At 70.3% G+C, this 14,705-nt stretch carries 8 protein-coding genes; 7 read left to right on the top strand and 1 reads right to left on the bottom strand.

What is annotated here, in order from left to right:
- Positions 1-105: 105 nt before the first annotated feature.
- The 7 genes from ACGH52_RS33915 to ACGH52_RS33885 all read left to right on the top strand — a co-directional run bounded on the left by ACGH52_RS33915 (position 106) and on the right by ACGH52_RS33885 (position 12,636).
- Entirely contained in the window at positions 106-4,398 is a 4,293-nt protein-coding gene (locus tag ACGH52_RS33915) for a discoidin domain-containing protein (protein ID WP_399944966.1), read from the top strand.
- A gap of 94 nt (positions 4,399-4,492) precedes the next feature.
- Positions 4,493-5,506, top strand: coding sequence for a LacI family DNA-binding transcriptional regulator (locus ACGH52_RS33910; protein ID WP_210974845.1), 1,014 nt, complete (start codon positions 4,493-4,495; stop codon positions 5,504-5,506).
- A gap of 151 nt (positions 5,507-5,657) precedes the next feature.
- Entirely contained in the window at positions 5,658-7,073 is a 1,416-nt protein-coding gene (locus ACGH52_RS33905; protein ID WP_076977511.1) for an extracellular solute-binding protein, read from the top strand.
- A gap of 67 nt (positions 7,074-7,140) precedes the next feature.
- The gene (locus ACGH52_RS33900; protein ID WP_121704500.1) at positions 7,141-8,100 is read left to right on the top strand and encodes a carbohydrate ABC transporter permease; all 960 of its coding nucleotides are present in this window, start codon (positions 7,141-7,143) and stop codon (positions 8,098-8,100) included.
- Between the two features lie 17 nt (positions 8,101-8,117).
- Entirely contained in the window at positions 8,118-8,993 is an 876-nt protein-coding gene (locus tag ACGH52_RS33895; RefSeq protein WP_059297071.1) for a carbohydrate ABC transporter permease, read from the top strand.
- 142 nt (positions 8,994-9,135) lie between these two features.
- Complete coding sequence (locus ACGH52_RS33890; RefSeq protein WP_399944961.1) at positions 9,136-10,740, top strand: glycoside hydrolase family 13 protein; 1,605 nt, start codon at positions 9,136-9,138, stop codon at positions 10,738-10,740.
- A gap of 114 nt (positions 10,741-10,854) precedes the next feature.
- A complete protein-coding gene (locus tag ACGH52_RS33885) occupies positions 10,855-12,636 on the top strand; it encodes a SpoIIE family protein phosphatase (RefSeq protein WP_399944958.1) in 1,782 nt (593 codons plus the stop codon).
- An 8-nt stretch (positions 12,637-12,644) separates the two neighbouring features.
- Here ACGH52_RS33885 and ACGH52_RS33880 read toward each other — a convergent pair whose 3' ends face one another.
- Positions 12,645-14,519 (bottom strand): ABC transporter ATP-binding protein, encoded by a 1,875-nt coding sequence (locus ACGH52_RS33880; protein WP_076977507.1) that lies wholly within the window; start codon positions 14,517-14,519, stop codon positions 12,645-12,647.
- Between the last annotated feature and the right edge of the window lie 186 nt (positions 14,520-14,705).

Below are 14,705 nucleotides of genomic sequence, written 5' to 3'. Positions count from 1 at the left end.
CTTTCCGCTGCTCACCCTGTAGACGACTCAACATTTCTCTGCAACTCTGCGAGCGCTCAACGTAAATGTCAGCGAACATTGAGTGTCTACCTGATGTGGGGACAGATGAGAAACCGGAACTGGAGATCACGTGCCCTGTGCACCGTGGTCGCGACCAGTCTCCTGGCGTTGGGAGGACCGCTGCTGTCGGCCACGGCAGCCGGTGGACCCAACATCGCCGTGGGGGACGCCACGGCGGCGAGCAGCTCGCACGGCGAGTACGGCGCCGCCAACATCACCGACGGCAACCAGGGCACGTACTGGCAGAGCGGCGGCAGCAGCCTGCCCCAGTGGGTGCAGACCGATCTCGGTGCCACCGAGCGGATCGACGAGGTCGTCCTGCGGCTGCCCGCCGGCTGGGAGAGCCGCGACCAGACGCTCTCCGTCCAGGGCAGCGCCGACGGCACGAGCTTCAGCACGCTGAAGACATCCGCCACCTACTCCTTCGCTCCCGGTTCGGGCAACACGGTCACCGTGTCCTTCCCCGCCACCCAGACCCGGTTCGTGCGGGTGAACATCACGGCGAACACCGGGTGGCAGGCGGCCCAGCTCTCCGAGCTGGAGGTGCACGGGGCCGGGGAGTCGTCCGTGAACCTCGCCGCCGGCCGGCGGCTGACGGCGAGCAGTTCCACGGGCGCGTACACCCCCGGCAACGGCAACGACGGCAACAGGGCCACCTACTGGGAGAGCGCCAACAACGCCCTGCCGCAGTGGCTCCAGGCCGACCTCGGCTCCTCGCGCCGGGTGGACCGCGTCGTACTGCGGCTGCCGGACGGCTGGCCGAACCGCAGCCAGACCCTGAAGATCCAGGCCAGTGAGAACGGCTCGGACTTCACCGACCTGACCGCCGCCAAGGCGTACGCCTTCGACGCGGCGGGCGGCCAGACGGCCACCATCACCTTCGACGCGGCCACCGCGCGCTATGTGCGGGTCCTGGTGTCGGCCAACACCGGCCGGCCCGCCGCCCAGGTCTCCGAGCTGGAGGTCTTCGGTCCGCAGACGGGTGACACCCAGGCCCCCACGGCCCCGGCGGACCTCGCGTTCACCGAACCGGCCACCGGGCAGATCAGGCTGACCTGGAACGAGTCCTCGGACGACACGGCCGTCACGGGGTACGACATCTACGCCAACGGCGATCTGCTGACCTCGGTCGCCGGTGACGTCACCACCTACACCGACACCAGGTCGGCCGGCACGACGGTCACCTACCACGTGCGTGCCAAGGACGCGGCCGGCAATCAGTCGGGCAACAGCAACTCGGTCACCCGCCGCGCCGACACCGGCGACACCCAGGCGCCCACCGCGCCCGCGAACCTCGCCCTCACCGAACCGGCCGCCGGGCAGATCAAGCTGACGTGGACCGCCTCCACCGACGACAAGGGCGTCACCGGCTACGACGTCTACGCCAACAACCAGCTCCGCAAGAGCGTCGCCGGTGACGTCACCACCTACACCGACACCCAGCCCGCGTCGGCGAACGTGACCTACTTCGTGCGGGCGAAGGACGCGGCGGGCAACGAGTCGGGCGCCAGCAACTCCGTGACGCGCACCGGCAGCGGCGGCGACGGCTCGAACCTGTCCGTCGGCAAGCCGATCAGCGCCTCGTCCTTCATCCACACCTACGTCGCCGGGAACGCCAACGACAACAGCGCCTCCACCTACTGGGAGGGGGCGGCGGGCAGCTACCCGAACACCCTGACCCTGAAGCTGGGCGCGAACGCGGACGTCGACCGCGTCGTCCTCAAGCTCAACCCCGACACCAGCTGGTCGAAGCGCACCCAGAACATCCAGGTGCTCGGCCGCGCCCAGGACGCGTCCGGCTTCACCTCGCTGGTGGCAGCGAAGGACTACGTCTTCGACCCGGCGAGCGGCGGCAACAGCGTGACGGTGCCCGTCGGCGCACGGGCCGCGGACGTCCAGCTGAAGTTCAGCTCCAACACCGGGGCCACGGCCGGGCAGATCGCCGAGTTCCAGGTCATCGGCGTTCCGGCGCCCAATCCGGACCTGGAGGTGACGAAGCTGACCACGTCGCCCGACTCCCCCGTCGAGTCGGACGAGATCACGGTGTCCGCCACCGTCCGCAACGGCGGCGCGGCGGACGCTCCGGCCGGCGAGGTCGCCCTCCGGCTGGGCGGCACCAAGGTCGCCACCGCCGACGTACCCGCCCTGAAGGCGGGGGCGCAGAGCACGGTCAGCGCGTCCGTCGGGGCGCGCGGGGCCGGTTCGTACGAACTGAGCGCGGTCGCCGACGAGGCGAACGAGATCATCGAGCAGAACGAGACCAACAACACCTACACCCGGCCCGAACCGCTGGTGGTCAAGCCGGTGCAGAGCTCCGACCTGGTCGCCGCCGCCGTCACCACCTCGCCGTCCGGTCCGGCCGCCGGTGACGACGTGACCTTCAAGGTCGCGCTCAGGAACCAGGGCACCCAGGACTCCGCGGGGGGCGGCCATGGGGTGACGCTCGCCCTGGTCGACGCCAAGGGTGACACCGTCAAGACCCTGACCGGCGCGCACTCCGGTGTCATCGCCGCCGGTTCGACGGCCCCGGCCGTGAGCCTCGGCACCTGGAAGGCGGCCAACGGCTCGTACTCCATGAAGGTCACGGTCGCCGACGACGCGAACGAACTGCCGGTCAAGCGGGAGAACAACACCTCCACGCAGCCGCTGTTCGTCGGGCGCGGCGCGAACATGCCGTACGACATGTACGAGGCGGAGGACGGCACGGTCGGCGGCGGTGCCACCGTGGTCGGCCCCAACCGCACCATCGGCGACATCGCGGGCGAGGCGTCCGGCCGCAAGGCCGTCCACCTGGACAAGACCGGCGAGTACGTGGAGTTCACCACGAAGGCGGACACCAACACCCTGGTGACCCGCTTCTCGATCCCGGACGCGCCGGGCGGCGGCGGCATCGACGCCACGATCAACGTGTACGTGGACGGCGTCATGAAGAAGGCGCTGCCGCTGACGTCGAAGTACGCCTGGCTGTACGGTGCCGAGGCCTCGCCGGGCAACTCCCCCGGTGCGGGCGCCCCGCGGCACATCTACGACGAGGCGCACCTCATGCTGGGCGAGACCGTCCCGGCCGGCAGCAGGATCCGGCTGCAGAAGGACGCGGCCAACACCACCGACTACGCGATCGACTTCGTCAACCTGGAACAGGTCTCCGCGGTGCCCAACCCCGACCCGGCGGCGTACGCCGTACCGGCCGGGTTCACGCACCAGGACGTGCAGAACGCGCTCGACAGGGTCCGCATGGACACCTCCGGCAAGCTGGTGGGGGTGTACCTGCCGCCCGGCGACTACCCGACGTCGAGCAAGTTCCAGGTGTACGGCAAGGCGGTGAAGGTGATCGGTGCCGGTCCCTGGTTCACCAGGTTCCGCGCGCCCACCACGCAGGACAACACCGACATCGGGTTCCGTGCCGAGGCGACCGCGAAGGGTTCGACCTTTGCGAACTTCGCCTACTTCGGCAACTACACGTCCCGTATCGACGGGCCGGGCAAGGTGTTCGACTTCTCCAACACCTCGGACATCGTGATCGACAACATCTGGAACGAGCACATGGTGTGCCTGTACTGGGGCGCCAACACCGACCGGATGACGATCAAGAACTCCCGGATCCGCAACATGCTCGCCGACGGCATCAACATGACCAACGGCTCCACCGACAACCTGGTTTCCAACAACGACGCCCGGGCCACCGGCGACGACAGCTTCGCGCTCTTCTCGGCGATCGACGCGGGCGGCGCGGACATGAAGAACAACCTGTACGAGAACCTCACGACGACGCTGACCTGGCGTGCCGCGGGCCTCGCCGTCTACGGCGGCTACAACAACACCTTCCGGAACATCCACATCGCGGACACCCTCGTCTACTCGGGCATCACGATCAGCTCGCTGGACTTCGGTTACCCGATGAACGGGTTCGGCACCGATCCGACGACCTTCGAGAACGTCTCGATCGTCCGGGCCGGCGGGCACTTCTGGGGCGGGCAGACCTTCCCCGGCATCTGGGTGTTCTCGGCGTCCAAGGTGTTCCAGGGGATCCGGGTCAACAACGTCGACATCGTCGATCCGACCTACAGCGGCATCATGTTCCAGACGAACTACGTGGGAGGCCAGCCGCAGTTCCCGATCAAGGACACGGTCTTCACCGACGTCTCCGTCACGGGCGCCCGTAAGAGCGGTGACGAGTTCGACGCCAAGTCCGGTTTCGGCCTGTGGGCCAACGAGATGCCCGAGGCCGGACAGGGACCGGCGGTCGGTGAGGTCACCTTCAACGGACTGAAGCTCAGCGACAACGCCGTGGACGTCCGCAACACGACGTCCACCTTCAAGATCATCCGCAATCCGTAGGGACCGGTCCGTAACGGGGATCGGCAACGATGGTTGTCGGACGGGCCACTGACTGGCGCAAGTCTCTTGCGAGACTTGCGCTAGTCTTGCGTTTGTGACGCGACGACTTGCTCAGGTGGCGAAGAAGGTTGGGGTCAGCGAGGCCACGGTCAGCCGGGTGCTCAACGGCAAGCCGGGGGTCTCGGAGTCGACCCGGCAGTCCGTGCTGAGCGCCCTGGACGTCCTCGGCTACGAGCGGCCGACCCAGCTGCGGGGCGAGCGCGCCCGCCTGGTCGGACTGGTCCTGCCCGAGCTGCAGAACCCCATCTTCCCCGCGTTCGCCGAGGTCATCGGCGGCGCGCTCGCCCAGCAGGGGCTGACCCCGGTGCTGTGCACCCAGACCAAGGGCGGCGTCTCGGAGGCCGACTACGTCGAGCTGCTGCTGCAGCAACAGGTCTCCGGGGTCGTCTTCGCCGGCGGCGGTCTGTTCGCCCAGGCGGACGCCCCGCACGACCACTACCGGCTGCTCGCCGAGCGCAACATCCCCGTGGTGCTCGTCAACGCCTCCATCCCCGATCTCGGCTTCCCCTGCGTCGCCTGCGACGACGCCGTCGCCGTGGGCCAGTCCTGGCGGCACCTGGTGTCCCTCGGCCACGAGCGCATCGGCCTGGTCCTGGGCCCCTCCGACCACATCCCCTCGCGCCGCAAGCTCGCCGCCGCACGGCAGGCCGCGGAGGCGGCGAACGGCGCCCTGCCCGACGCCCACGTGGAACGGGCCATGTTCTCCCTGGAAGGCGGTCAGGCGGCCGCCACCCGCCTCCTGCAGCGCGGCGTCACCGGCATCATCTGCGCCAGCGACCCCCTCGCCCTCGGCGCCGTCCGCGCCGCCCGCCGCCACGGCCACCGCGTACCCCACGACGTCTCCGTCGTCGGCTACGACGACTCCGCCTTCATGACCTGCACCGAACCACCCCTCACCACCGTCCGCCAACCCATCGAAGCCATGGGACGCGCCGCCGTCGACCTCCTCTGCGCCCAGATCCAAGGCACCGAAGTCCCCCACAGGGAACTGCTCTTCGAACCGGAACTCGTCGTCCGCGGCTCCACCGCACAGGTTGCCGTGCGGTAGCCGGTTCCCCACGCCTTCGAGACACTGTCAAACATTTACGAAATCAGCGCGAGATATTGCGTTCACTTGTTCACGGTGGTTGAGTGAGCGGCGCCCCACAACGCATCGGCGGTGGGGCGCCTTCCACGTTCATGCCCGAAGGGGACCACCCATGAGAAGTGCTCGGTTCCGCCGTACTCGCCGTGCCGGCGCCATCACGCTCGTCTCCGCTCTCACCCTGACCGCTCTGGCCGCCTGCGGCACGAGCAGCAGTGACGACGGCGGCGGTTCCGAAGGCGGCAGCGGGTCCTCCGACCCGGCCGCTCCACTGGACCCGAAGACCAAGGTGACGCTCACCATCGACTGCATGCCGCCGAAGGCGAAGGCGGCCGAGCTGAAGGAGTGGCAGGAGGACGTCAAGGAGTTCAACAAGACCTACCCCAACGTCACCATCGAGGGCCGCTCCACCCCGGGCCAGTGCCTGGAGCCGCCGCGCTTCACGGCGATGCTCAAGGCCAAGTCCCAGCCCGACATCTTCTACACCTACTTCACCGACCTGCCCCAGGTGCTCGACAACGACGGCGCCGAGGACATCACGGCCTACGTCAACGACAAGACGGTCCCTGCGCTGAAGGACATCGACCCGAACGTCCTCGGCTCGCTCAAGCACGAGAACAAGCTCTACGGCCTGCCCACGAGCAACTACACGATGGGCCTGCTGATCAACCGCAAGCTCTTCGAGCAGGCCGGACTCGACCCGGACACCCCGCCGCGCACCTGGGAGGAGGTCCGCACCGCCGCCAAGAAGATCGCCGACCTGGGCGACGGCATCGCCGGCTTCGGCGAGTACAGCGCGGGCAACACCGGCGGCTGGCACTTCACCGCCCAGATGTACAGCCGCGGTGCCGAGGTCGTCGACGAGAGCGGCAAGAAGGCGGCGTTCAACAACGCGGCGGGCAAGGCGGTCGCCGAGAACCTCCACGCCATGCGCTGGGAGGACGAGAGCATGGGCAAGACCCAGCTGCTCAAGTGGGGCGACCTGCAGAAGCAGATCGCCACGGACAAGCTGGGCATGTTCCTCGCCGCGCCGGACGACATCACGTACATGGTCCAGCAACTCGGCGCCGACTACGAGAACTTCGGCATGGGCCCGATCCCGGGCGAGAAGAACACCCTCGCCGGCGGCAACAGCTACATGATCAAGAAGGGGATCTCCTCGGACAAGGTCAAGGCGGCGATCGCCTGGCTGAACTTCGAGAACCTGACCGTCGGCAAGGGACAGTTCGACTGGGCCCGCAAGAAGACCGACAAGCTCCCGGTGGGCCTGCCGCAGCCCAACTTCTGGCTGAACGAGTCCAAGAAGAAGGACGACGCGGCCCGCCTGGAGCACGCCACCATGCCGGTCGAGAACTTCAAGTCGTTCATGGACAACCCGGTCCCGGGCATGGCCGAGCCGCCGAAGGCCCAGGAGGTCTACAAGGTCCTGGACAACGTGATGTCCGGCATCCTCACCAACGAGGACGCCGACATCGACAAGCTGCTCTCCAGCGCGGAGCAGCAGGTCAACCAGGTTCTGGCCACGCAGTGACCGGCTCCCTCGGGGGGCGGGCCGCACCGCCCCCCGGGGCCCATGAGATCAGTCCCAAGGAGCGACGATGTCGGCCCCCAGCCTGACCCCGAGCAAGGCGGCCAGAGCCCGCCACGCCCAGCCGCCGGTGGACGGACCGCCCCAGCGCGGCGGGTCGTTCGGCAGGAGCCTGAAGCGCAACCTCACCGCGCACGGCTTCCTGATCGGAGCGGTCCTCTGCTTCGCGTTCTTCTCCTGGTATCCGATGGTCCGGGAGTTCTTCCTCGCCTTCCAGAAGACGGAACAGGGCGAGGTCTCCTGGGTCGGCCTGGAGAACCTGGAGACGGTCTTCAACGACCCGGCCTTCTGGCAGGCCTGGCGCAACACCCTGCTGTTCACCGTGCTGGCCCTGGTGCTCGGCTTCGCCGTGCCGTTCGTCGTCGCCCTCGTCATCAACGAACTGCGGCACGGAAAGGGGTACCTCCGGCTGCTCGTCTACCTGCCGGTGATGCTGCCCCCGGTCGCCTCGGTGCTGCTGTTCAAGTACCTGTACGACCCCGGTTACGGCATGCTCAACGAGGTGTTCGGGTTCTTCGGACTGCCCGAGCAGCAGTGGCTGCAGGACCCCGACCTCTCCATGCTCTCCGTGGTCATCGCGTCGACCTGGATGAACATGGGCGGCGCGGCGCTCATCTACCTGGCCGCGCTCCAGGGCATCCCCGGCGAGCTGTACGAGGCGGCCGAGCTGGACGGCGCCGGGCTGCTGCGCAAGATCTGGCACGTGACGATCCCGCAGACGCGGCTCATCCTCTCGCTGATGCTGCTGATGCAGATCATCGCCACCATGCAGGTCTTCGTGGAGCCCTTCCTGCTCACCGGCGGCGCCGGCCCCGAGGGTTCGACGACCACGGTCGTGTACCTCATCTACCAGTACGCCTTCAACTTCAACAACTACGGTGCCGCGGCGGCACTCGGCCTGCTGCTCCTCGTACTGCTGGCCGGGTTCTCGGCGGCGTACGTGAAGCTCAGCCGCGCCGAGGACGAGTAGAGCCGGGGGAACCACCGATGTCCACACGCACACTCATCTCACCGGCCCAGCTCGCCCGCCCCCGCGGGAAGGCGCTCTACTGGGTGGTGTTCGGCCTCGTCGTCACCCTGTTCACCGTGGTCTTCCTGGGCCCGATGTACTGGATGGTCTCCAGCGGCTTCAAGAACACCCAGGAGGCCGTGCAGACCCCGCCGACGCTGGTGCCCGAGTCCTTCGAGCCCGACAACTACTCGCAGGCCTGGAACGTCATGGACCTGGCGAGCCTGCTGGGGAACACGCTGTTCTACGCGTTCGGCGCCCTCGCCTTCCAGCTGGTGTTCGACGTGGCGGCGGCCTACTCGCTGTCCAAGCTCCGGCCGGTCCTCGGCAAGGCCATCCTCGGCCTGATGCTGGCGACGCTGATGATCCCGGCGACCGTGCTGGTCGTACCGCAGTACCTGACGGTGCTCGACGTGCCGATCTTCGAGCGCAACCTGCTCAACACGCCGTGGGCGATCTGGCTGCCCTCGGTGACCAACGCCTTCAACATCTTCCTGCTGAAGCGGTTCTTCGACTCGATCCCCCGGGAGCTGCTCGACGCCGCCTCCATGGACGGTGCCTCGCCGATGCGCACGCTCTGGTCGATCGTGCTGCCGATTTCGCGGCCGATTCTCGGCGTGGTCTCCATCTTCGCGATCGTGGGTGTCTGGAAGGACTTCCTCTGGCCCATGCTGACCCTGCCCGACCCGGCCAAGCAGACCCTGAACGTCGGGATCTACTCCCTGTCCAACGGGGTGCCCATGAACGTGCTGATCGCCGCGCTCACCATGGCCTCGCTGCCGACGCTCCTCATCTTCCTGGTCTTCCAGCGCAACATCATGAGCGGACTCACCGCCGGAGGGCTCAAGGGCTGAGGGCTCAAGGGCCGAGGCGCTCGCCGCCCGCCTCCCTCCCCGTCTCCCGGCACGTCCCGTCAACCTTCGCCGCCGGCCCGTTGGACGCCCCGCTCTGTCCGGGCCGGCGGCGAAGATCCACCCTGCCCGAAAGGACCGTCACGTGGCAGCCCCCAACTCGCACCGCACCGACAACTGGTGGCGCGACGCCGTCATCTACCAGGTGTACCCCCGCAGTTTCGCCGACGGCGACGGCGACGGCACCGGTGACCTCGCGGGCGTGAGGGCGAGACTGCCCTACCTCGCCGAACTCGGTGTGGACGCCGTCTGGTTCACTCCCTGGTACGTCTCCCCGCTCGTCGACGGCGGCTACGACGTCGCCGACTACCGCACCATCGACCCCGCCTTCGGCACCCTCGGCGAGGCCGAGAAGCTGATCGCCGAGGCGCGGGAGCTGGGCATCCGCACCATCGTCGACATCGTCCCCAACCACGTCTCCGACCAGCACGCCTGGTTCCGGGCGGCACTGGAGGCGGGCCCGGGCAGCGCGGAGCGGGAGCGGTTCCACTTCCGCCCCGGCCGCGGCGCGCACGGCGAACTGCCGCCCAACGACTGGCCCTCCCAGTTCTCCGGCCGCACCTGGACCCGGGTCCCGGACGGCGAGTGGTACCTGCACCTGTTCACCCCGGAGCAGCCCGACCTCAACTGGGCCCACCCCGAGGTGCGCCGGGAGCACGAGGACGTGCTGCGGTTCTGGTTCGAGCGCGGAGTGGCGGGCGTCCGCATCGACTCCGCCGCGCTGCTGGCGAAGGACCCCGCGCTCGCGGACTTCGAGGAGGGCGTCGACCCGCACCCGTACATCGACCAGGACGAGCTGCACGACATCTACCGCTCCTGGCGCAAGGTCGCCGACGAGTACGGGGGCGTCTTCGTCGGCGAGGTGTGGCTGCCGGACGCCGAGCGCTTCGCCCGCTATCTGCGGCCCGACGAACTGCACACCGCCTTCAACTTCAACTTCCTGTCCTGCCCCTGGGAGGCGGACCGGCTGCGCCGCACCATCGACGACACCCTGGCCGAGCACGCCCCGGTGGGCGCCCCGGCCACCTGGGTGCTGTGCAACCACGACGTGACCCGCACGGTGACCCGGTACGGCCGCGAGGACACCGGCTTCGACTTCGCGAAAAAGGCCTTCGGCACCCCGACCGACCTGGCCCTGGGCACCCGGCGCGCCCGGGCCGCCGCGCTGCTGACGCTGGCCCTGCCCGGGTCCGTCTACGTGTACCAGGGGGAGGAACTCGGCCTGCCCGAGGCCGACATCCCGCGCGAGCGGATCCAGGACCCGATGCACTTCCGCTCCGGAGGCGTCGACCCGGGCCGGGACGGCTGCCGCGTGCCGCTGCCGTGGGCCGCCGACGCGCCGTACTGCGGGTTCGGCTCGGAGACCGAGCCCTGGCTGCCGCAGCCGGCGGGCTGGTCGGCGTACGCGGCGGACCGCCAGGGCGCGGACCCGGCCTCGATGCTCTCGCTCTACCGCGAGGCGCTGGGCCTGCGGCGGTCCACCGCGGGGTTCGGCGACGGCGGTCTGGAGTGGCTGCCCGCGCCGGACGGCGTCCTCGCGTTCCGGCGCGCGGGCGGCCCGGTGTGCGTCGTGAACCTGTCCGCCGCGCCGGTCGAGCTGCCCGCGCACCGCGCCGTACTGCTCGTCAGCGGACTTCTGGACGAGGCCGGGCGGCTGCCGGGCGACACGGCGGTGTGGCTGCGCGTCTGAGTCGCTCCCGGGCGCCACCCCCCGCCGATGCGGACGCCGACGGGGGGTCCGCCGTCGCCCGTCGTCCCGGGGCAGGGCAGAATCAGGACAGGAGGCCGTGGGAGGAGGCGACGCGTGCGGGACCGAGCGTGGCTGGGCGGGCTGCGCCGCCCCCCGAATCCCCTCGTGAGCGGGCACCGGGCGGCGCGGGGCGCACTGCGGTCGATGACCGAGGCGCTGGGCGCGCGACGCAGGCTGGCCTGGTTGAACGCGGCGGACCTGAGCATCGGCACCACGCTCGATGTGCGGCGGACGGCGGAGGAGCTGGCCGGTTTCACCGTGCCGGAGCTGGCCGACGGCGCCGCGGTGGACCTGCTGGACTCGGTGCTGCGGTTCCAGGACGGCGACCGGGCCACGGGAGGGGACCCGCCGCGGCTCAGGGCCATGGCGGTGTCGGAGGTCGAGGGCCTGAACCTCGCGCCCGACCCCGTGGGCGAGCTTTCGGTGCACACCGCCGACCGGCTGGGGCAGCGATGCCTCACCACCCGCCGGCCGGTGCTGGTGTCCCGGATGACGCGCGCGGACTTCGCCGTGATCGCCCCCTCGCGCGAGTCGTCGGACATCATGCGCCGGGCGGGCGTCCACTCCTACCTGGCGGTGCCGCTGATCGCGCGCGGGGTGCTGCTGGGGCTGGCCGACTTCGTCCGGGCCGGACACCGGGCGCCGTTCAGCCGGACCGACGTGGCCCTGGCCATGGAGCTGGCGTCCAAGGCCGCCGTGTACATCGACAATGCCCGGCTCTACGGGCGCGAGCGCGACCACGTGGTCACCCTGCAGCGGGCGCTGCTCCCCCGGTCCAGCCCGAGCACCCCGGGCCTGGACGTGTCCTCGTGCTACGACCCGGCCGCCGATCCGGCCGCCGTGGGCGGCGACTGGTTCGACGTGGTCGCGCTGCCCAGCGGCCGTACCGCGCTGATGGTGGGCGACGTGATGGGGCGCGGTCTGGCCGCCGCCGCGACCATGGGGCGGCTGCGCACGGTGGCCCGGACCCTGATGGCGCTGGACATCGCGCCCGAGCGGTTGCTGGCCCGGCTCGACCTGGCCGCCCGCGATCTGGAGGAGGACCAGGTCGCCACCTGTCTGTGCGCGGTCTACGACCCGTGCGGCGGCACCTTCCGCATCGCCAGCGCCGGGCATCCGCCGCCGCTGCTGACCGGGCCGGACGGCACCGTCTCGTTCCTGGAGGTGCCCACGGGGGCCCCGCTGGGGGCGGGGGTGATCCCGTACGACCCGGTCGAGCGGCCGGTGCCCGAGCGCAGCCGGCTCACCCTGTACACGGACGGGCTGGTCCGGTCGCGCACGGCCGACCTGGACACCCAGCTGGAGCGGCTGCGCGAGGCGGTCGGCGACGGCCTGCCCGAGGACGCCGCCGCGTGCCGGACGGTCGCCGAGCGGGTCGGCGACGACCGGTCGGACGACGCGATCGTGCTGGCCGCGCTCGCCCGGCCGCTCGGCCCGGAGTGCGACGTGTACGTGCGGACGCTGCCGCCGGACGGCAAGGCCGCCGGGCAGGCCCGTACGGCGGTGCGGGAGCAGTTGGAGCGGTGGGGCCTGGAGGAACTCGTCGACACCACGGAACTGGTGGTCAGCGAGCTGGTGGGCAACGCCCTGCGGTACGGGAACGCCCCCGGCGAGCTGCGGCTGCTGCGCCACGAGCGGCTGTCCGTGGAGGTCTCCGACTCCGGTCCCGACCTGCCGCAGATCCAGCACGCGGACGTGAGCGACGAGAGCGGGCGCGGTCTCCAGCTGATCAACATGATGTGCCGGCGCTGGGGCTCCTGCCGCACGCCCGGCGGGAAGGTCGTCTGGGCCGAGCAGGACCTTCCCCTGCGGGCCGGGACGCCCGGCCCGCCGTAGGGGCCGGGCTAGGCGGCCTTGTCCAGGACCGGGCGCTCGAACTGGGTGCGGTGCAGTTGGGCGTAGCGGCCGTCGGCGGCGAGGAGTTCCTCGTGGGTGCCGCTCTCCACGATGCGGCCGGCCTCGACCACCAGGATGCGGTCGGCCGCCCGGATGGTGGACAGCCGGTGCGCGATCACCACGGCCGTCCTGCCCTGGAGGGCTTCGGTGAGGGCTTCCTGGACGGCCGCCTCGGAGGTGTTGTCGAGGTGGGCGGTGGCCTCGTCGAGGATGACGACACGCTGGCGGGCCAGCAGCAGCCGGGCGATGGTCATGCGCTGGCGTTCGCCGCCGGAGAGCCGGTAGCCGCGCTCGCCGACCACGGTGTCGAGCCCGTCCGGCAGGGACCGTACGAGGTCGGCCAGGCGGGCGCGACGCAGCGCCTGCCACAGGTCGTCCTCGGTGGCGCCGGGCCGGGCGAGGAGCAGGTTGGCCCGGACGGTGTCGTGGAAGAGGTGGCCGTCCTGGGTGACCATGCCGACGCTGTCGCGCAGCGACCGCGCGCTCAGGTCGCGGACGTCGACGCCGCCGACGCGGACGGTGCCGCCGTCGGTGTCGTACAGGCGCGGCAGCAGTTGGGCGATGGTGGACTTGCCCGCACCGGACGATCCGACCAGCGCGATGGTCTGGCCCGGTTCCGCGCGGAAGGAGAGGCCGTGCAGGACCTCTTCGCCGCCGCGGGTGTCCAGGGTGGCGACCTCTTCGAGGGAGGCGAGGGAGACCTTGTCGGCGGACGGGTAGCCGAAGCGGACGTCGTCGAACTCGACGGCGAGCGGACCGTCGGGGACCGGGCGGGCGTCGGGCTTCTCGTCGATGAGCGGGGCCAGGTCGAGGACCTCGAAGACCCGCTCGAAGCTGACGAGGGCGCTCATGACCTCCACGCGGGCCCCGGCGAGCGCGGTGAGCGGCGCATACAGGCGGGTCAGCAGCAGGGCCAGCGCCACGACGGCGCCCGGGTCCAGGGTGCCGCGCAGGGCGAAGAAGCCGCCGAGGCCGTAGACGAGGGCGAGGGCGAGCGCCGAGACGAGGGTGAGCGCGGTGATGAAGGCGGCCTGGGCGGTGGCGGTGCGCACGCCGATGTCGGCGACGCGGCGGGCTCGTTCGGCGAACTCGGCGGACTCCTCCTCCGGGCGGCCGAACAGCTTGATCAGGGTGGCGCCGGGCGCCGAGAAGCGCTCGGTCATGCGGGTGCCCATGGCGGCGTTGAGGGCGGCGGCCTCGCGCTGCATCCGGGCCATGCGGCGGCCCATCCGCCGCGCGGGGAGGACGAACACCGGGAGCAGCACCAGGGCGAGCAGGGTGATCTGCCAGGACAGGGTCAGCATGACGACGAGGGTGAGCAGCAGGGTGACCACGTTGCTGACCACGCCGGACAGGGTGTTGCTGAAGGCGCGCTGGGCGCCGATGACGTCGTTGTTGAGACGGGAGACGAGCGCTCCCGTACGAGTACGTGTGAAGAACGCGACCGGCATGCGCTGCACATGATCGAACACGGCCGTCCGCAGATCGAGGATGAGTCCCTCCCCGAGCGTCGCCGAGAGCCTGCGGGAGAGGATGCCGAGCACCGCCTCCGCGACGGCGATGAGCGCGATGAGCAGGGCGAGGCGTACGACCGTGCCCTCCTCGCCGTCCGACACGATCGCGTCGACGACCTGTCCGGCGAGGACGGGGGTGGCGACGGCGAGCAGTGCGGTCGCCACCCCGAGCAGCAGGAACCGGACGATGCGGCGGCGGTGCGGGCGGGCGAACGCGCCGATGCGGCGCAGCGTGGCGCGGGCGAAGGGGCGGCGCTCGTCTTTGGCGTTCATGACGCTGTACAACTGCGTCCACGCCGTGGTCTCCATACTCATACCGCTGACCGTAGAACCTCGACCAACCTTGAGGTCAAGGCGGCACGGCCCGCGATCCGCAATCCCGTGTCCGCGCGTCGGCCACCCGTAGTTGGCGCGTGTCGGGGAATGTCTTGTGCTGTGACGACAGCGGTTCGAGTCCCCGAGAAGCCACTCCTGCACCGCGTCCCGGTCCGCCGG

The sequence above is a fragment of the Streptomyces sp. BBFR25 genome, assembly GCF_044590125.1.
Classification (GTDB): Bacteria; Actinomycetota; Actinomycetes; order Streptomycetales; family Streptomycetaceae; genus Streptomyces; species Streptomyces canus_D.
This window is presented reverse-complemented; position numbering and strand designations above follow the sequence as displayed.